The sequence below is a fragment of the Pandoraea bronchicola genome, assembly GCF_902459805.1.
GTDB lineage: Bacteria > Pseudomonadota > Gammaproteobacteria > Burkholderiales > Burkholderiaceae > Pandoraea > Pandoraea bronchicola.
This window is the reverse complement of record NZ_CABPST010000001.1, coordinates 128883-148744: the sequence shown is the minus strand read 5'-3', so window position 1 is coordinate 148744 and position 19862 is coordinate 128883. Positions and strand designations below refer to the sequence as shown.

The 19862-nt window shown below is 63.8% G+C and carries 14 protein-coding genes; 5 read left to right on the top strand and 9 right to left on the bottom strand.

Annotation, left to right across the window (positions count from 1 at the left end; genetic code table 11):
- Positions 1–157: 157 nt before the first annotated feature.
- Positions 158–1732, bottom strand: a complete 1575-nt coding sequence (locus PBR20603_RS00635; RefSeq protein ID WP_150558264.1) for a glucan biosynthesis protein G — start codon at positions 1730–1732, stop codon at positions 158–160.
- A gap of 345 nt (positions 1733–2077) precedes the next feature.
- On the opposite strand from PBR20603_RS00635, the gene bglX reads away from it, so the two are divergent.
- On the top strand, positions 2078–4408 hold the full coding sequence (bglX, locus tag PBR20603_RS00630; protein ID WP_150558263.1) for a beta-glucosidase BglX: 2331 nt from the start codon (positions 2078–2080) through the stop codon (positions 4406–4408).
- 7 nt (positions 4409–4415) lie between these two features.
- Here the strand turns inward: bglX and PBR20603_RS00625 are convergent, their stop codons facing one another.
- Positions 4416–5336: a LysR family transcriptional regulator gene (locus PBR20603_RS00625; protein ID WP_150557631.1), complete on the bottom strand. Its 921-nt coding sequence runs from the start codon at positions 5334–5336 to the stop codon at positions 4416–4418.
- A 95-nt stretch (positions 5337–5431) separates the two neighbouring features.
- On the opposite strand from PBR20603_RS00625, the gene PBR20603_RS00620 reads away from it, so the two are divergent.
- Positions 5432–6541, top strand: a complete 1110-nt coding sequence (locus tag PBR20603_RS00620) for a tartrate dehydrogenase (protein WP_150557630.1) — start codon at positions 5432–5434, stop codon at positions 6539–6541.
- On the opposite strand, the gene PBR20603_RS00615 is transcribed toward PBR20603_RS00620, so the two are convergent.
- Entirely contained in the window at positions 6508–7938 is a 1431-nt protein-coding gene (locus PBR20603_RS00615; protein WP_150557629.1) for an LLM class flavin-dependent oxidoreductase, read from the bottom strand. The genes PBR20603_RS00620 and PBR20603_RS00615 overlap by 34 nt on opposite strands.
- A 214-nt stretch (positions 7939–8152) precedes the next feature.
- On the opposite strand from PBR20603_RS00615, the gene PBR20603_RS00610 reads away from it, so the two are divergent.
- Positions 8153–9301 carry an ABC transporter substrate-binding protein gene (locus PBR20603_RS00610; RefSeq protein ID WP_150557628.1) on the top strand — a complete coding sequence of 383 codons (1149 nt, stop codon included), beginning with the start codon at positions 8153–8155 and terminating at the stop codon, positions 9299–9301.
- Positions 9302–9325: 24 nt separating this feature from the next.
- Here PBR20603_RS00610 and PBR20603_RS00605 read toward each other — a convergent pair whose 3' ends face one another.
- Positions 9326–10249: a LysR family transcriptional regulator gene (locus tag PBR20603_RS00605; protein ID WP_150557627.1), complete on the bottom strand. Its 924-nt coding sequence runs from the start codon at positions 10247–10249 to the stop codon at positions 9326–9328.
- Between the two features lie 167 nt (positions 10250–10416).
- Here PBR20603_RS00605 and PBR20603_RS00600 point away from each other — a divergent pair, with 167 nt between their 5' ends.
- Positions 10417–11526, top strand: coding sequence for an NADH:flavin oxidoreductase/NADH oxidase (locus tag PBR20603_RS00600; protein ID WP_150557626.1), 1110 nt, complete (start codon positions 10417–10419; stop codon positions 11524–11526).
- Between the two features lie 12 nt (positions 11527–11538).
- Here the strand turns inward: PBR20603_RS00600 and PBR20603_RS00595 are convergent, their stop codons facing one another.
- From PBR20603_RS00595 to PBR20603_RS00580, 4 genes are all read right to left on the bottom strand, one after another.
- A complete protein-coding gene (locus tag PBR20603_RS00595) occupies positions 11539–12789 on the bottom strand; it encodes an EAL domain-containing protein (RefSeq protein ID WP_150557625.1) in 1251 nt (416 codons plus the stop codon).
- A gap of 352 nt (positions 12790–13141) precedes the next feature.
- Complete coding sequence (locus tag PBR20603_RS00590) at positions 13142–14440, bottom strand: MFS transporter (RefSeq protein ID WP_174977734.1); 1299 nt, start codon at positions 14438–14440, stop codon at positions 13142–13144.
- A gap of 295 nt (positions 14441–14735) precedes the next feature.
- Positions 14736–16064 carry an MFS transporter gene (locus PBR20603_RS00585; RefSeq protein ID WP_150557623.1) on the bottom strand — a complete coding sequence of 443 codons (1329 nt, stop codon included), beginning with the start codon at positions 16062–16064 and terminating at the stop codon, positions 14736–14738.
- 45 nt (positions 16065–16109) lie between these two features.
- Positions 16110–17783 carry a GMC family oxidoreductase gene (locus PBR20603_RS00580; RefSeq protein WP_150557622.1) on the bottom strand — a complete coding sequence of 558 codons (1674 nt, stop codon included), beginning with the start codon at positions 17781–17783 and terminating at the stop codon, positions 16110–16112.
- A 343-nt stretch (positions 17784–18126) separates the two neighbouring features.
- Here PBR20603_RS00580 and PBR20603_RS00575 point away from each other — a divergent pair, with 343 nt between their 5' ends.
- Positions 18127–18972, top strand: coding sequence for an IclR family transcriptional regulator (locus PBR20603_RS00575; RefSeq protein ID WP_150557621.1), 846 nt, complete (start codon positions 18127–18129; stop codon positions 18970–18972).
- 4 nt (positions 18973–18976) lie between these two features.
- Here the strand turns inward: PBR20603_RS00575 and PBR20603_RS00570 are convergent, their stop codons facing one another.
- The gene (locus PBR20603_RS00570; RefSeq protein ID WP_150557620.1) at positions 18977–19765 is read right to left on the bottom strand and encodes an IclR family transcriptional regulator; all 789 of its coding nucleotides are present in this window, start codon (positions 19763–19765) and stop codon (positions 18977–18979) included.
- Positions 19766–19862 lie beyond the last annotated feature (97 nt).

The window sequence follows — 19862 nt, the reverse complement described above, 5'->3', positions numbered from 1 at the left end:
CGACTGCAAGGGCAATTTGCCTGGTTTAGGGTTTTACATGAGAAAACGAGGCACGTAAGTGCCTGTTTAATTGCGGCGGATGGCAATTAGAACGTCGTGCGGAGGCGGGGGGGCGTGCGGCGGCAAGACGCCGTCGCACGCAGAGGCGGAATGCAACTTATTGCTTGGCAACCGAGAACGGCGGGAGCTGATAGCTCCAGGTCTCGCTCACGGCCTTGCCGCCGGAGACGAGGGCGGCGCGCAGTTCCACGACCTTGGCCGGGTCCTTGACCATCACGCGCAGATTCAGGCGCATGCCACGCGTGACCGGATTCGGTTGCAGCGTCTGCTCGATGAGGGTGGCGTTATCGCTCACGCTGACCTGCGGCGTGACCGAGGCGGCGGGCAGCGAGGCCAGCGGGCCGCCGTCGAAGTCCACAATGAGGCCGGTGCTGCCGTCGAAGTGACGAATGAGGTTGGCCTGCGTGATCTCGCCTGCGCTGCGAAGTGTCTGCTTTACCCAAGCGAGATTGCGATCGATGATGCCGCGCTCGTTCATCGTCCAGCGGATCGTGTAATCGGCCTGCAAGGGCTGCCCCTTGGGCGGCAACTGGTCAGGCGTCCAGAACGCGCCGATGTTGTCGTTGGTTTCGTCCGGTGACGGAATCTCCACCAGTTCGATATGACCCTTGCCCCAGTCGCCCTGCGGCTCGACCCAGGCGCTCGGGCGCAGATCGTAGCGATCCTTCAGATCTTCGTACTGCGCGAAATCCCGACCGCGCTGGAGCAGACCGAAGCCGCGCGGATTCGTCACCTGAAACTGGCTGATGGCGAGATTGCGCGGATTGTTCAGCGGCCGCCAGATCCATTCGCCATTGCCAGCGTGAATGGCCAGACCGTTCGAGTCGTGCAATGCCGGACGGAAGTTGTACGGATCGCGCTGCTGATTCGGCCCGAACAGGAACATGCTCGTGAGCGGCGCGATACCGAGCTTGGTCACCGGCCCGCGCATGAATACGCGCGCCTGCACCTTCAGCAGCGAGTCGTCGCCCGGGGTCAGATCGAAGCGATAGGCGCCGGTGGCGCGCTTCGAGTCGAGCAGCGCGTAGAAGACGAGATGCTTGTCGCCCGGGTTCGGCCGTTCGATCCAGAACTCCCGGAAGGCCGGAAATTCCTCGGCAATCGGCAGGCCCGTATCGATCGCAAGGCCGCGCGCCGACAGACCGTAGATCTGCCCCTTGCCGATCACGCGGAAGTAGCTCGCGCCCAGCACGCTCATGATTTCGTCGAGCTTGCCCGGTTCGTTGATCGGGTAAAGCACGCGAAAGCCTGCGTAGCCGAGGTTATGCGTGGCGCTGCGATCGAGCTTAAGGTCGCCGAAGTCGAAGCGGCGGGTGTCGTACTGGATCTCGTCGATCTTCGCATTGCTGCCGCTGCCGACGATCTCGTTGATCTTCACCGGCGTGCTGAACTGCATGCCCTGATGATAGAAACCCAGACGGAACGGCGTGGCCTGATCGTTCCATTCGAACGCGTCGCGTCGCGGCTGGATCTTGATGTAGTCGCCGAACTGCATGTTCGCAAAGGCCGGCGTGAGATTGCTCACGGGGGCCGTGTACGGCTTGTCGGCAAGCGACTTCGCGCGCGCGGTGACGTCGTCGAGGGAGAAGGCATGGGCATACGCTGCACCCAACAGGGCGACACCTGCCACGAGTGCAGGCAAGATCGAGCGAACGCGCCGATGCCAGGACATGGCGGGGGAAAACAAGACCACGAATCTCTCCAGAAGTGGGGGGGACGTTTCAAATCTCATACGCGTTCCATGCGTGTCTCGTGATCGTCCCATGGCGCAGGGATCTGCACGAATAACGGGGCGAAACCGCTTGGAAGATTACCAATTGTGGCAAAGTATCGCACTTCGCAGTTATGCACACGGAATGCACCCGGACCGCACCCGGACCGCACCCGGACCGCACCCGAACCGCACCCGAACCGTTTCTCCGGACTGGGTAACGTCAGTTGATACGACGGGGCGCTGCCGGATGCAAGCCCACCGGCATTGGGCCGTCGCGCCACATTGGATCGCTATTAGATGAGAATGTTCTCCGCACTGGCACTCGCAGCCAGCCTTGTCGTCGCGCCGGCCTTTGCCGACGCACCTGCCGTCCTCAATCATGACCGCCAGGGCAATGCGCCGGTTGCCATGCCATCGCCTGCCGCCAAGCAGGCGTTCATCGACGATCTCATCGCGCGCATGACGCTCGACGAAAAGATCGGCCAGTTGCGTCTGATCAGCATTGGTGCGGACATGCCGCAGCCCAAGCTCATCAAGGAAATCGCCGCCGGTCGCGTGGGTGGCACGTTCAACTCGGTCACGCGCGAGGACAACCGTCCGTTGCAGGACGCGGCCGTCAAGCACAGCCGCCTGAAGATCCCCATCTTCTTCGCTTATGACATCGTTCACGGGCATCGTACCGTGTTCCCGATCAGCCTCGGGCTTGCGTCGAGCTGGGATATGTCGGTGGTCAAGCAAGCTGCCCGCGTGGCTGCCATCGAGGCGAGTGCCGACGGGCTGGACGCGACCTTCGCACCGATGGTCGACATCTCGCGCGATCCGCGCTGGGGGCGCACGTCGGAAGGCTTCGGCGAAGACCCCTATCTCGTTTCGCAGAGCGCGCGTGCCAGCGTGCAGGGGTTTCAGGGGACGTCGCCCGCGAACCCCGACAGTCTGATGGCCTTCGTGAAGCACTTTGCGTTGTATGGCGCGGTCGAGGGCGGACGCGATTACAACGTCGTCGACATGAGCCCGATGCGCATGTATCAGGACTATCTGCCGCCATATCGCGCGGGTATCGACGCGGGGGCCGGTGGCGTGATGATCGCGCTGAACTCGATCAACGGCACACCGGCCACGTCGAACAAGTGGCTGCTGCGCGATCTGTTGCGTGACGAATGGGGTTTCAAGGGCGTGACCGTGAGCGATCACGGCGCGATCGAGGAACTGATGCGTCATGGCGTGGCGAAGGACGGCCGCGAGGCGGCGAAGCTGGCCATCGAGGCGGGTGTCGACATGAGCATGGCCGACGTGCAGTATCTCAAGCAATTGCCCGATCTCGTGAAGTCGGGCGATGTGCCCATGCGAGACATCGACAGCGCAGTGCGTGAAGTGCTTGGCGCGAAATACGACATGGGGTTGTTTGCCGATCCGTATCGTCGCATCGGTCACGCCGCGCAGGACCCGAAGGACGTGAATGCCGAAAGCCGTCTGCACCGCGACGCGGCGCGCGACGCGGCTCGCAAGTCCCTCGTCCTGCTCGAGAATCGGCACGACACGCTGCCGCTGCGCAAGGCTGGCAAGGTGGCCGTGATCGGGCCGCTGGCAGACGCGAAGATCGACGTGATGGGGAGCTGGTCGGCCGCGGGCAAGGCAACGCAAGCCGTCACGCTGCTACAAGGCGTACGCGATGCGCTCGGCACGCAGGGGCAGGTGAGCTATGCGCGCGGTGCAAACATTACCGACGATCCGCGCGTGGTCGAATATCTTAATTTCCTCGATTGGGACAATCCGGAAGTCGTGCAGGACAAGCGCACGCCGCAGCAGATGATCGACGAAGCCGTGCAGGTCGCACGTAACGCCGACACGTTGGTCGTAGCGGTCGGCGAATCGCGCGGCATGTCGCATGAGGCATCGAGCCGTACGAGCCTGTCGCTGCCGGGCAGCCAACTGGCGCTATTGCAGGCGCTCAAGGCTACGGGCAAGCCGCTGGTCGTGGTGCTGATGAACGGCCGTCCGCTCGATCTGAACTGGCCGAAGGCCAACGCAGACGCCATGCTCGAGACGTGGTACGCGGGCACCGAAGGCGGTCACGCGATTGCGGATGTGCTGTTCGGCGATTTCAACCCGTCGGGCAGGCTGCCGATTTCGTTCCCGCGCTCGATCGGCCAGATTCCGACGTACTACAACCAGTTGCGCATCGGCCGGCCGTTCACGCCGGGCAAGCCCGCCAACTATACGTCGCAGTACTTCGAAGAGGACGCCGGCCCGTTGTATGCCTTCGGCTACGGTCTGAGCTATACCTCGTTCGAAGTGTCGAAGGTGACGCTCTCGGGCAAGACCCTCGCGCGTGGCGGCAAGCTCGATGCGAGCGTGACCGTGCGCAACACCGGCAAGCGCGAAGGCGAGACCGTGGTGCAGCTCTATTTGCAGGATGTAGCAGCGTCGATCGTGCGTCCCGTGAAGGAACTGAAGGGTTTCGAGAAAGTGAACCTCAAACCAGGCGAATCGCGCACCGTGTACTTCACCATCGACGAAAGCCTGCTGAAGTTCTACAACGCGAAGCTGCAATACGTGGCGGAACCGGGCGAGTTCAATGTGCAGATCGGGCTCGATTCGCAGCACGTCGAACAGGCGCCGTTCACGCTGCAGTAACTTCGCTTCACGCCGACTGCGTCTGCGTCTGGAATTCCCCCGCGAGGAATTCCACGCAGGCGCGCACTTTGGCTGACGACGCCACGCGAGACGGATACACCGCCCAGACATTGGCTGGTTGCGTGACGTCGGGCAGCACCTGCACCAGACTCCCTTGCGCGATGAGCGCACCGACATCCCACATCGAGCGCAACACGATTCCCTGTCCGTCGAGCGCCCATTGCACTGCCACTTCACCGTGGTTGGTGGAGAGCGGTCCCGTCACCTTGAGCGAGACCGCCTCGCCACGCTGTTGCAGCCGCCACATGCCAAACGGGTGATCGCGTTCCTTGATGACAATGCACGCATGCCCGGCCAGATCGCTCAACTGACGCGGCGTGCCGTGCGCGTCGAGATAGGCGCGCGACGCACACAGCACGCGATGATTGTCGGCGAGCTTGCGGGCGATCAGATGCGGCGCGATGTCGTCGCCGATACGCACATCCAGGTCGTAGCCCTCAGCGGCCACGTCGACGAGCCGGTCGAACAGATCCAGTCGGACATTGAGCTGCGGATGCAGTGCGCGCAGCCGCGACATCGCCGGCGCCACGACGTGACGTCCGAAGCCAAAACTGCTCGACACCCGCAATGTGCCGCGCGGCACCTGCCGTGTGCTCGAGACGTCCTCCATCAGATGATTGACGTCGTCGAGAATCTTCTCTGCCCAGGCGTAGACTCGCTCGCCTGCGTCGGTAATTGCCACACGCCGCGTCGACCGGTGCAGTAAGCGGGTGCCGAGGTCGGCTTCGAGCATGCCCACGCGCTTGCTCACATACGCGGGCGAGACCCCCAGCGCTTCGGCTGCCGCCGAGAAGCTGGCGCGGCGGGCAACCTGACAGAACACGCGAAGATCGTCCAGCGTCGGATTGCTGGGTAGGGGTTTATTCACGATTCGTGGATAGTGGATTAACCGATTAGGGGATTTTATCCGTGTTGGAATGGAATAACCTAACGCCATCGTCCAAATACCAGGAGAGACAGACCATGACCGACAGGTCCCAACGCCCCCAGCGTCCGTTCAAGATCGCCGTGATTCCGGGTGACGGTATCGGCAAAGAAGTGATGCCCGAAGGCCTGCGCGTGCTCGACGCCGCCAGCAAGCGCTTCGGCATTCCTGTCGAATACCAGCACATTGAATGGGCGAGCTGCGACTACTACGTCGAGCACGGTCAGATGATGCCGGACGACTGGAGGCAGCAGCTCGACGGCGTCGACGCCATTCTGTTCGGCGCGGTGGGGTGGCCCGAGACGGTGCCCGATCACATCTCGCTGTGGGGATCGCTGCTCAAGTTCCGCCGCGAATTCGACCAGTACATCAACCTGCGTCCGGCGCGTTTGTTCGACGGGGTACCGTCACCGCTGGCGGGGCGTCAGGCGGGCGACATCGACTTCATGATCGTGCGCGAGAACACCGAGGGCGAGTACTCGTCGGTCGGCGGCGTGATGTTCGAAGGCACGGAGCGCGAATTCGTCGTGCAGGAGTCGGTATTCACGCGTCATGGCACGGAGCGCGTGCTGAAGTTCGCGTTCGATCTCGCGCGGCAGCGCAAGCGCAAGCATGTGACGGTGGCGACCAAGAGCAACGGCATCTCGATCTCGATGCCGTGGTGGGACAAGCGTGCCGCCGAGACGGCGGCGATGTATCCGGACATCACCTGGGACAAGCAGCACATCGACATTCTGTGCGCCCGCTTCGTGCTTCACCCGGATCGTTTCGACGTAGTGGTCGCTTCGAATCTGTTCGGTGACATTCTGTCGGATCTGGGGCCGGCCTGCACGGGCACCATCGGCATTGCGCCGTCGGGCAACCTGAATCCGGAGGGCAAGTTCCCCTCGCTGTTCGAGCCGGTACATGGCTCGGCGCCGGACATCGCGGGCAAGAACATCGCCAACCCGATCGGCATGATCTGGACGGCGGCGATGATGCTCGACCATCTCGGCGGCGGGGAAGGCCGCGCACGTGAAGCGCACGACACGATCCTCGCGGCGATCACTCAGGTCATCAAGAGCGGCCCGCGCACCGGCGACATGGGCGGGCGGGCGAGCACGACCGAAGTGGGTCAGGCGATTGCCGCCGTCGTCTCCGCCGGCTGAGACGTTGCACTCACCTCTGCCGCGAGCGCGTCTGATGCAGACGATCCCGGAGAAGCATCGCGCGGCGGGAAGTGCCGGTTGGGCACGGCCGGCACACCGAGATTCTCGCGGAAGGTACGGCCCTCGTAGCGTGTGCGAAAGAGACCGCGCCGCTGCAATTCCGGCACGACCAGATCGACGAAGGACGTAATACCCACGGGCGCGCTGGGGAACATGATGTTGAAGCCGTCTGCCGCGCCCGTCTCGAACCAGTGCTGAAAGTCGTCGGCAATCGATTCGGGCGTACCGACCAGCACACGATGACCGCCTCCTGTGAAGCGCGTATAGAGCTGACGCACGGTCGGCTGCTCGCGCCGGATCCAGTCCACCAGTAGCTTCTGACGGCTCTTGTGCGTGTTCGTCTCCGGTACTTGCTCGGGCAGCGGCACCTTCGAGTCGAGCGGCAGACTGCCAAGATCAATACCCAGACTCGCGTAGCTAGCCAGCGAATGCAGCACGACGGCGGGATCGCGATGCGCAAGCAACGCGTCGTAGATGTCTTCCGCCTCGGCTTGTGTGCGGCCGACAATGGGCGACACCCCCGGCAGAATGAAGATGTGTTCGGGACGGCGGCCGTACTTCAGCGCACGTGTTTTGACATCGGTATAGAAGGCGCGTGCGTCTTCGATGTCCTGCGCTGCGGTGTAGAGCAATTCGCCCGCGCGCGCAGCCAGTTCGCGACCGGCTTCGCTCGAACCGGCCTGCGCGATCACCGGCCATCCCTGCACAGGGCGCGGCGCGCTGAGGGGGCCCCGTACACGGAAGTGTTTGCCGCGATGATCGAGCTTGCGGATGCGCGTCGGTTCGGCCCACTGCCCCGTAGTTTTGTTGCGCGGGAAGGCGTCGTCCGCGTGGCTGTCCCAGAGACCTGTCACTACGTCGTAGAACTCATTGGCGCGCTCGTATCGTTGCGCATGGTCGACGTGATCGTCGCGATTGAAGTTCTCGCCGCCGCCCGTCGACGTCACCAGATTCCAGCCGGCGCGACCGCCCGAGAGATGATCGAGCGACGCAAACGCGCGCGCCACGTTGTAAGGCTCGCTGTACGTCGTGCTCACCGACGCCACCAGACCAATATGCTGCGTTGCCCCGGCCAGACCGGCGAGTAGCACGACCGGGTCCCAGCGCGGTGCGCCGGGGCTATGCGCGAGCGACACCGGGTCTGTCGACATGAAAAGGTTGTCGAAGAAGAACAGGGCGTCAAAGAAGCCGCGCTCCAGTACTTGCGCGTAGTGCCGATAACGTGCGAATTGAGAATAGGCGTCGGTGTCCGTGTCGGGATGGCGCCAGCTATCGCCCTGCACGCCAGATCCCGACATGTAGGCGCCCAGCCGGAGCTTGCGGGCAGGTTGACTCATGACGTGGCTCTCGTTCGATTTCAGAATGCGATCACGATACGGGAGCGTGGCACCCCGGCACAAACAACGAAATCCGATAAGCAAACCCGCATAAGCAAACTGGCGTGGCGCGCGCTATTCATCGCATGAATCGATGGTTGGGAACGTGCACACGCTTGCCTAAACTGACACGTCCGATCACTTCTGCAGCCACGCTCCGGCGTGGCGTCATGACATGAAGACATCCACTACGCCTGAAGCCCCGGAGGTGAACCCGGTGATCGATGCATTCATCGCCGCTTCCGCGATCGCCTTTGGTCTCTATGTGTCCGCGCCGTCGCGTGCCGCCCTGTTGCGGGCCACGCTGACTCGCTCGGCGAAGCGCGATCGCCGCAGCCGACTGCGTGAGCGTTGGCCGGCATGGCGCGCTCGCCTGCGTCGCGGCACCGCCGCTGCACTGAGCGTCGCTGCGATTCTGCCGTTCGCGAGCAAAGCGGCGGACAAGCCAGTCCTGGTCGTGGGTGATCAGGCGTACAACGCGCAGAGTCTGTTCGAAGCGTCGGGCGCGTTGCAGGACGCCCCCTACACCGTCGAATGGAAGCAGTTTCCGGCGGGCACGCCCGTGATCGAAGCGGTCAATGCAGGCGCGCTCGACATCGGTCTGCAGGGCGATGGACCGGTGTTGTTCCTCGCCGCGCAGGGCGCACCCGTCAAAGTGATCGGCATCTACCGCGACAGTCCTGACAGCGTGGTGTTGCTTGCCGGACCGCACACGCAGATCAAGACCGTCGCCGACCTGAAGGGAAAGACGGTGGCGATTACACGCGGCGGCTGGTCACAGCAACTGGTGCAGGCGGCGCTGACGTCGGCCGGACTGCCGCTCGACTCAGTGAAGTATTCCTATCTCGCGTCTGTCGATTCGGCAGCGGCGTTGCAGGCGGGCAAGGTGGATGCGACAGCGACATGGGAGCCGTACGTCACGCGTCTGCGCCAGGCGGGCGCGCGCACGGTGGTGACGGCGCGCGGACTGATCGCGGCGCAGAGCTATCTGTCCACGACGCAGAAGGTTATCGACACCAAACGCGAATTGCTGGGAGATTTCGTGCAGCGCTATCAGCGCGCGCGTGAATGGTCGCTGGCAGACTCACGACACATCGAGCGCTACGCGGACGTCTGGGCCGCGAAGTCGCGCATCGATCCCAAACTGGCACATCAGTGGTTCAGCACGTCGCGCATTCGCTATGAACCGCTGACGGACAGTGCCATCGCCGAGGCGCAAAAGAGCGTGGACGATTTTGTGAAGACCGGCACACTGACCAAGCGTTTCGACGTGCGCGGACTCTTCGACACTTCGTTCAACAAGTTCACGCAGGCCGCACGTTAATCCACCAAGCCGTTGGCGGCACATTCAGCCGCTCGCGCGCTGCAAGACGCGCTCGCCACCGAACGCGCGCGGGCGCGGCGCGTCGACACGCTCGCGCAGCAACGCCACGGCACGTTGCGCACGCGCCGAGAGCGGCCATTCGGCGCGATGGATCAGCCACAACGTGTCGACCACCGGCGGGCCGCAGTCAACGACACGAATGGCGTCCTGCGAGGCAAACGCCTGCCGAGCGTACTGCGGAATGACGGTAAATCCCAGGCCGCGCGCGACATATTCGAGTATCAGACTGATCTGGTTCGTGCATCCCTTGCACGGCAGGCTCTGTACGCCCGGATTGCCCGGAAAGCGGCGACTGAGCAGGCGCGTCGACATGGCTTCGCCATCGGGATGATCGATGTACCCGATGCGCTTCAGGTCTTCCCACTTGTGTACGTCCTCCCCCGCCGGGACCACCAGTTCGAGCGGTTCCTGCGTGAACGGCGCGGCAGCGAGCCGCGGGTCGTCTGGCCGTAACGTCACGAGCCCCAGCTCGAAGTGATTCTGCAGCACGCCTTCGAGCACCTCGCGGTCAGGCGCGAAGCGATGCCGCACGGCCATCGCGGGGTTGGCCTTCTGCATGTCGAGCAGGATCGGGCAAAGATACAACCCGATGCTGCCCGGCGTGATGAGGGTGATGACACCGCATTCCTCGTTCGCATCGTCCAGACGAGAGCGCAGATGACGAGCCGCACACTCGACTTCCAGGCAATAGGTCAGCACTGCCTGCCCCGCGGGCGTGAGTTCCACGGCGCGTGGACGCCGCACCAGCAATGGCCCGAACGCCTCCTCGAGATGCTTCACATGCTGGCTCACCGCTGCCTGGGTGAGTCCCAGCCGGTCGGCCGTGCGCGTGAAGTTACCCAACTCGGCGAGCGTGGCGAACGATTTGAGCCACTGGGGATTTATCATAATGAATTGTTATCGATTTGATAATGTGATGATGGTTTTCATTATACCGATGTGCGACTAAGATGGCTGCTGTCGACCGATACCGGTCGAGGCGCTGAGAAACGCTGCCGGGAGCCAGGCGCTCCGCCAGCCTGCGCCGCTTTCCCTGACTCCCTAGAGAATCCCCCATGTCTGCCCTGTTTTCCCCGTTCGAGCTGAAGAGCGTCAGGTTGCGCAACCGCGTAGCCATTCCCCCGATGTGCCAGTACAGCGCCATCGACGGTGTCACCAACGATTGGCACCTTGCCCATTACGCCGGTCTGGCGCGTGGCGGTGCGGGGCTTGTGATCGTCGAGGCGACGGCCGTCTCGCCCGAAGGCCGTATCACCCCGGGATGCACCGGTCTGTGGAACGACGAGCAGGCACAAGGCATGGCGCGCATCGCATCGGCCATCAAGGCGCATGGTGCTGTGCCCGGCATTCAGATCGCCCATGCCGGTCGCAAGGCAAGCGCCAACCGTCCGTGGGAAGGCGACGACCACATCGGCGAAGATGATTCCCGAGGCTGGCCGACCCTCTCGCCGTCGGCGGTGCCCTTCGGTGCGCATCTCGGCAAGGTGCCGAAGGCGATGACCATCGATGATATCGAGCGTGTGAAGGGCGACTTCGTGGCGGCTGCGCGTCGCGCGCTGGCGGCCGGTTTCGAATGGCTGGAACTGCACTTTGCCCACGGCTATCTGGCGCAGAGCTTCTTCTCGCTGCACGCCAACCATCGCGACGATGCTTACGGCGGCGATCTCGCCGGCCGCAGCCGCTTCCTGCTCGAGACGCTCGCTGCCGTGCGTGACGTGTGGCCCGAACATCTGCCGCTCACGGCCCGCTTCGGCGTGATCGAGTATGACGGCCGCGATGAAGAGACGCTGGCGGAATCGATCGCGCTCACGCGTCAGATGCGAGAAAGCGGTCTCGATCTGCTGAACGTGAGCGTTGGCTTCTCGACACCCGCCGCGAAGATTCCCTGGGGCTCTGCGTTCCTCGCGCCGATTGCCGAGCGTGTCAAGAAGGAAGCGGGCATCGCCGTGGCGTCCTCGTGGGGTATCGACGACCCGCACGCGGCCGACCGCGTGGTGGCCGACGGCCAGATGGATCTCGTGATGATCGGCCGCGCGCTGCTGGCCAACCCGCACTGGCCGTACTACGCGGCACGCGAACTCGACGTGGCACGCCCGTCATGGGTGTTGCCCGCGCCGTATGCTCACTGGCTCGAGCGCTATCAGGTGCAACGCGCTGCCGGCTAACCTGCGGCCGGGTTACCAGTTGATATCGACGCAGAGCACATGCAGGCCTTGTTTGGCCGGCGTGGCAATCGAGGCCGTCACGCACAGGTGCGCCTCGTTGATCGAGAGATAGGGCGGGGTGAAATGCACCTCGCCGGGCGCGCGCATGGCTTCGATGAAGTACGGCCGCCGCGCCCAGTTCGCACCCTCGGAATGCAACAGCGGACGGAAGCGTTTGGCGCGCTGCGACGAATGGCTGTGCGGCAGCACGTTGTCGCCGATCTGGCGTCCGAGGGCGTCGAGCAGGAAGCAGCGTGCCGCATCGGGCAGCGCGAGCAGGTCGTGCGTGGCCTGTTCGATGTCCTGACCCTGCGCAATGCGCGCGGCTGCCGATTCGATGCCCGCCACGTACGGTGCGAGTCGCGCGTGCTCGGCGCGTTCGCGTTCGACCAGTTGCGTGCGCAGGGCCGACGAGAGTGCGTCCATGCGCTCGGCCGCGACCTTCGGCGGCACGGGATCGACGTCGGGCGCCGCGAAGTGCTGCCCTTGCACGAAGTCGACATTGCACTCCAGCGCGAGCAGCGCTTCGCGATCCGTCGACAGCCCTCCCATCATCACCAGTTGTCCCGATTCGTGCAGCAGCGACACGAGGCCCGGCAGCACACGCGCCAGATGCGACTGCTCCGTCGCCTGCGCGAGAATGCCGCGATCGAGCGCCACGATGTCGGGGCGCAGATCCCACACCCGGTCAATGTTCGAATGCTTGGCGCCGAAGCCACCCAGCGCGATGAGAAAACCCGCCTTGCGCAGGCTGCCCACGATGGCGCCGAAGCGCGGTGTGTCACCACCGGCTTGCTCCGGCACTTCGAGCACCACGCGTTGCGGCGATAGTCCGGTGGCCTTGAGCGTGGCAATGAGCGCGTCGCCGTAGACCGTGTCCATCAATGCGGCCGGGTGCAGGCTCAGGAAGAGCCACGCGTCGCGGCTGTCGAATTCGCAGAAGTTGCCCAGATGCAGCGATTCGGCGAGCCGGCCGAGTTCGAGCATGTCGCCGTGACGCGCCGCCAGCGTGAAGACTTCGTGCGACGGGACGTGACGGCCTTCGGCGTCGTGCGCGCGCAGCGAGGCGTGATAGCCGATGGCACGCCGGTGCGAGACCGAGAACACCGGCTGGAAGACGCTGCAAATCGTGAAGTCGCCGTAAATGACGATGCGACGGCCGTCTTCGGCCGCTGTCAGACGGGGCGGCAGCAAACCGGGGGCGTCGAGATCGATCATGGTCATGGTAGAGACGGGCGCGGGGGCAGCAGTGTTTATGTACAGAATAGGTGAGCAAGAAGCGTGCTCAAAGGCGTCCGGGCGGCGCCGGCGCTATTGTCGGCGATTTTCCTCCCGAGTTGTGACGCATCGCACCAGAGAACGGCACGGTCGCACCAATTTGGGGCTTCTCCACGGGGTCCGGCAGCGCTTGCGAGTGCGGTATCGCATTCCGTTTGCTGCGTACGTAGCTGCCGGCCTCGCCGACCTTCAAGACCTCGACGACCTAAGACCTCGTCGACCTAAGACCTTGATGACCTTTACCAACGCCACGACCTCCACGACCGCGAAGACTCCGCCGATGACCGCCGGCTGCCTTTCACGGCGCCAGCAATTGCGCCCGCCGGGCGACCCGTGCGAGGGTCAACGCGCAGACGACATTGAAGACATGCAGTCCACCCGGGCCGAGCAGTGTCATGACCCCCGATGCGATCACCGGTCCGAGAATGCCGCCGACCGAAAAGAGGATGAGTAGCGTCGCGCTCACTGCGACACGCCGCTCGGGCACCGTGCGATCGTTCACATGCGAGACGATCAGTCCGTACTGGGTGAAGTTGACCGCAGAGAACAGGAACATCAGCACGAACACCAGCCAGTGCGCCTGAAAGAAGATCAACGGCGCGCAGAACGCGGCCGCCGCAAACGCCAGACGCCGCGACAGCGCGCGCCTGTCCATGCGATCCGACAGCCGGCCCACTGGCCATTGCATGAGCAGCGCGCCGAAGAGCGTCACCCCCATCAACGTCGACAGGCTGCCGATCGACAGGCCGATGCGCGTGAGATAGATCGGCATGATGGCGTAGAACGCGCTGTACAAAAATCCGGCGAGGATGCATCCGGGAATGGCGATCGGCGTGGCGCGCGCCATTTCGGTGATGCTGTCGAAGAGGCTGACGGCCGGTTGCTTGATGAGACGTTCGTCGGCCACTCTCGTCGGCCAGCCCTGCATGAGCGTGATCGGCAGAATCGCCGCGACGAACAGCCCTGCGACGAGCAGAAGCTGGCCCTCGCTGCCGGCTTCGCCGATGTTGAGCAGAAATTGTCCGGCACTCACCGCGAGGTAATTGATCGTGAGATACGAGCCGAACACGCGCCCGCGCATGGCGTTCGGCACCGAGCCGTTGAGCCAGCTCTCCACGGTCGTGTACATCCCCATCAGGGCGAAGCCCGTGCCGAGCCGCAGTGCGCAGAGCGTGAGCGTGGTCTCGCTCACGGCGAAGCCCATCACGAACAGGGCCGCCAGCGCGGTGAAGGCCACGAACGCGCGGTGTTGCCCGATGCGCTCGATGAGCGTGCGATTGAAGAGCGCGCCGAGCAGAAAGCCCCCGTAATAGCAAGACTGGATCACGCCGATCGTGAACGTCGACGCGCCGTACTTCAGCGCATGAAAGGGGATGGCGGTGGCAAAGAGCCCGTTGCCGACGACCAGCACGCCATACGCCAGCAGAATGCCCATGAGCGCCGGATAGACACTGATGGGCAGCGGCAGGGTGTCTGCCAGGGCCGGGCCAGGCGGCGGCGACGGTGCGCCCAGCAGGGACGCTTCCGAGAGGGGCCCCGGACGATCGGGTTCGTCTTCGGGAATAGCGGCATCAAGCGACGGGTCTCGCTGCATCATGTCTCGCGGGCCAGAGGATTGGGGGCAACAGACTTTCATCGTGCCCGGCGCAGACAATCCTTTGCACTGCAAAATATGGGCAGACGGCGTGAAGGGCCGTCGCCGGAAGGTCGCGTGAGGCACGTGAGCAACACCCCGAATCATCGCACGATATGGGCGGTTCACGAACTGATCCGGGTCACACCATACCGTGCATCCCCATGAAAAAGGGCGCGTCCCGGTGAAGGACACGCCCCGTGCGCGGTTGGCTGCGCACCGGCGCCGGATCGGCGCGTCGGTGCGGCCACATCTGCCGTCAATGTTCGGTCACGCCGGCCCCATGCCACACGTTCTGGCGGCGTTTGCGGCTACCGATCCATGCCGCGGACAGCGCGCTGATGAGTCCGGCGCACAGCACGTAGATGCAAATCATCCACGGCTCGCCGCCGTTCTTCTGCAATAGATACGTGGCGATGATCGGGCTCAGGCCGCTCGCGAAGATTCCCGAGAACTGGTAGACGAAGGAGATGCCGGTGTAGCGCACCTTCGCGTCGAACAGTTCGGAGAAGAGCGCGGCTTCCGGCCCGTAGACCGACGCGTAGATCACGCCCAGCGGAATCACGATGGACAGCCAGACGAGCATCACGTTGCCGCCGCTCGCCTTCATCAGCCAGAACCCGGCGAACGATGACAGACCGGTCGCGAGCGATCCCCAGAAGTAGATGCGCGTGCGGCCGATGCGGTCGGATAACTTGCCGAAGAACGGGATGGTGAAGATCATCACGAACGCGGCCGCCATCACCCCCGTGAGCGCCTCGGTCTGTGAGAGCTTGAGCGTCTGCGTCAGATAGGCAATCGAGAACACGCCGAAGATGTTGAAGAACACACCGTCGATGAAGCGCGCGCCCATGCCGGCCAGCACGTTGCCGGGGTTGCGCGTGAGCACTTCGGCAATCGGAATCTTGATCTCGGCCCCGGCCTTCTTGATCTTCGTGAATTCGGGCGTTTCCATCACGTTCAGGCGGATGTACATGCCGATGGCGACGAGACCCACCGAGAGGAAAAACGCCACGCGCCAGCCCCATGCCAGGAACTGGGCATGGGTGAGGGTGTACGACAGCAGCGCGACCACGCCTGACGCCAGACACAGACCGATCGCGAGACCCACCTGCGGAATGCTGGCGTAATAACCCCGCTTTTCCTTTGGCGCGTATTCGAACGCCATGAGCACCGCGCCACCCCATTCGCCGCCCAGCCCGATGCCTTGCAGCACGCGAAGCACAAGCAGGAGCACCGGCGCCCACAGGCCGATCTGCGCATACGTGGGCACCAGACCGATGAGCATGGTGGCGATGCCCATGATGGTGAGGGTCATCACGAGCATGCTCTTGCGGCCGAGCTTGTCGCCGAAGTGCCCGAAGATCACACCGCCCAGCGGCCGGCTAAGGAAGCCCACGGCGAACGTGCCGTAGGCGAGCATCGTCGAGACGAGCGGATCGCTGCCGGGGAAATACAGCTTGTTGAATACAATGCCGGCGACCACGCCGTACAGGAAAAAGTCGTACCACTCGATGGTGGCGCCGATGAGGCTGGCGACGACGACACGGCGCATCTGCCGGGCGTCGGTCTGGGTCGATGCATTCATGGTTGTCTCCGGATCTTGTAATGGTTGGGGGGCTGACGTGACTGGCTAAATCGCTACGGCAACGCTTGCCGCTTCCGCCTGCGCGGTGAGGCGGATTTCCTGCATGCCCGACGCCTGCTCCCTGTCTTCGAGAATCATGTCGGCCGCTTTCTCGGCGATCATGATGGTCGGTGCATTCGTGTTACCCGAGACCAGTTCGGGCATGATCGACGCGTCCACGACGCGCAGCGCCGCGAGACCGTGCACGCGCAGACGGTCGTCGACGACGGCCATGGCGTCGTGCCCCATCTTGCAGGTGCCTGCGGGGTGATAGATCGACTGGCTGAACTGGCGCGCGGCCTGCAGCAGCGCGTCGTCGCTCTGATACCTGGCCCCGGGGATGAACTCGCTGATGATGTGCGGCGCGAGCGAAGGTGCTGCCGCGATGCGGCGCGCGACTTTGATACCGTCGATCACCACGCGATGGTCGCGCTCGTCCGACAGATAGTTGGCTCGGATCACCGGGTACTGCAGCGGATCGTTGGACCGGATCTCGACGCTGCCCCGGCTGAATGGGCGCAACTGACACACGGACGACGTGAATGCCGAGAACCGGTGCGCCCCCTTGCCCGGCTTGTCGGCGGACAGCGGCTGCATGTGGAACTGGATGTCGGGGCGCGTAATGTCGGGGCAGTCCGGGCGCGAGCGCGTGAAGATCGTCACCTGACTGGCGGCGAGCGTGAGCGGTCCGGTGCGGAACATCGCGTATTGCAGACCGATGAGCGCCTTGCGAAGCGGATGGTTGACCTCGTCGTTGAGCGTGCGCTCGCGGGTTTTGAAGACCAGCCGCACTTGCAAATGGTCCTGCAAATTCTGACCGACGCCGGGCAACACATGGCGTAACGCGACGCCCGCTTTGGCGAGCACGGTCGTCGGACCCACGCCCGAGTTCTGCAGCAACTGCGGCGAGCCGATGGCCCCGGCCGCGAGAATGACCTCGACGCGTGCGCGCGCCTTCCGGCGTTCTCCGTTTTGCAGATACTCGACGCCGACGGCGCGCTTGCCTTCGAACAGAACGCGGCACGTCTGCGCCCGCGTCTCCACGATCAGGTTGCGGCGATCGCGAATCGGTTTGAGAAAGCCCTTGGCCGTGCTCCAGCGAAGCCCCTTGAAGGCGGTCTGCTGGAAATAGCCGACGCCCTCCTGCGTCTCGCCGTTGTAGTCCTCGTTGAACGGAATGCCGATGTCTTTCGCCGCCGCGATGAAGTGTTCCGCGATGGGGCGGCGCAGACGCAGATCGGACACCTTCAGCGGGCCGCCAACGCCGTGATACTCGTTTGCGCCATGCTCCTGATCTTCTGACTTGCGGAAGTACGGCAGCACGTCGGCGTAGCGCCAGCCGCGATTGCCCAGTGCAGCCCAGTGGTCGTAGTCTTCGCGCTGACCTCGCACGTAGAGCAAGCCATTGAGCGAGCTTGAGCCGCCGAGGACCTTGCCGCGCGGCCAGTCGATCTGACGGTCTGCAACGTTGGCGTCGGCTTCGGTGCGATAGCACCAGTCGAGTTCCGGGTCGTGCATCGTCTTGAAATACCCGACCGGGACGTGAATCCAAGGATTGCTATCGGGCCCGCCGGCCTCGAGCAACAACACCCGGTTCGCGGGATCTGCGCTCAGACGATTGGCGAGCACGCACCCGGCGGAGCCCGCACCGACGATCAGATAGTCGACCTCATGTTCCATACAGCCTGTCTCCTGCCTCGAGTCTGCTTCGATGGGATGAAACGATTCGTTTCGGATTGTTTCGATCCAATGTCGGCGAGCCTTGTGCAAATGCCAAGTGAAAAGCGGTGTGCGACAGAAATCTGAAACGGATTTCGCGCTTGCCGTCTCAGAACACAGCAATTGCTGCGGCGCATCTGCGGGGTTTCACTAGGGAGCGGACGTGGAAGGGTGGCGTACCGATCAACCCCGCCTCGGGGGCATTGATGGCTTGGCACCGGGGTTATCCCGGGGCCGACGTTCTTCAATTAATTGGTATATTTTGTTTCTTTTATTGCGCGTGAGCGACGGGCGAGGAGGCGCAATGCGCGAGACGGGCACGCTGAACGAAGGGGATCTGCGCGCGAGCGACGAGGCGCGAAACTTGCGGGCGCTGGCCGTCATCGAGCGGTTGGCCCTCGCGGGACAACCCTACACGTTGTCGCAACTCGCGACGCGTCTGTCGATTCCGAAGGCGACGCTCATGCGCCTGATCGAAGCGCTCGAGCTGTGCGGCTACGTTTCGCATGTGCCCGATTCGCGCGGATCGGAGCGCGGTCTGTCGTTGGGGCCGAGGGCCACGCGGCTGGCGCTGGTCACGCTGGCGAACAACAACTTCACGCGTGCGGCCCGATCGTTGTTGCGCGTGTTGGTCGATCGCGTCGGCGAGACCGTCAATCTGACGGCGCTCGACGGCGATGAGGTGCTTTACATCGAGCGAGTGGAGACAAGCGAGCCACTGCGCATGCAGATGCATCCCGGCATGCGCGTGCCGTTGCACTGCACCGCGAGCGGTAAATTGTTTCTCTCCCAGATGCCGGCAACCGAGCGTCGTGCGGTGCTCTCGCGGCTGTCACTCAAACGCATGACGCCACGCACGATCACAGAGGTGAGTCTGCTCGAAGCGGAGCTTGACCGGCTGGCCGCGCGCGGCATTGGCATTGATAATGAGGAGTTCGTACGCGGCATGGTCGCGGTAGGCGTGCCGGTGCGTGCGATCGAGGACGGGCATGTGCGCGCGGTGCTTGCGGTGCATGGCCCGACGGCGCGGGTGACGCTGGAGCAATTGCTGGGAATGGTGCCGACGCTGCGAGAGACGGCGACGGCGCTCGCGCCGCTGCTCGATTGGCAGCGGGCAAGCAAGGGAGAGGCGTTGGCGAAAGCGCCCTGACGCGTCAGAACGTCTTGGCGAGTTCTTTCGCGGCCTCTTGCAGACGCGGTACGAATTCCATGGCCTTCGACAGCGATGTGCGCGAGACAGGTGCGTGTACGGCCACGGCAGCGATGCACCCCCCGTCTTCCTTGAGCACGGGCGCGGCCACGCAGGCAATGCCCAGTACGAATTCCTCGTTATCGACGGCGATGCCCTTATGCGCGATGCGGTCGAGTTCGCTTTCCAGCAATTCGGGATCGGTCAGCGTGTTCGGCGTGAAGCGTTGCAGCTTCATTGCACGCAGCAGGGCGGTGCGTTGCTCGCGCGGCATCATGGCGAGCAGCAACTTGCCGCTCGCACTGCTGTGCGCGGGCACATGCGATCCCGGCTTGAGATCGAGACGCAGCGGCCACGGCGCTTCCATGCGGTCGAGATAGAGCACCTCGGTTTCGTGCAGCATCGTGAGGTTGCACGTCTCGCCGAGATCGGCCACGAGACGGCTAAGAATCGCGTGGCGCATGCGTCGCGCGCCCGCCTGCATCATCACACCCAGACTCAGTTGCGCGAGGCGCGGGCCGATCACATAGGCATTCTTCTGCCCGGGTTCGCGAATCACCAGCCCGCCCGCTTCGAGCGAGCCGAGCATGCGGTGCAGCGAAGCCTTCGGCATCTGGATATCGTGCGCCATGTCGGCGAGCGAGACCGGCGCGTCGGCGGCAACGAGATATTCGAGCAGCGCGAACGCCCGCAGGGTCGGGGTATCCGCCTTGTTGTCCACGGGGGAGTCGTGCTGGGTCGATGCGTCGTTCATATGCGCCGTTCCGGAAAATGGATCAGCGGTATTGTACCCAAACGGACTATCGAACGGATGGAACGCCATTGGCCGGTTTCCGATGCGTTTCAGTTCG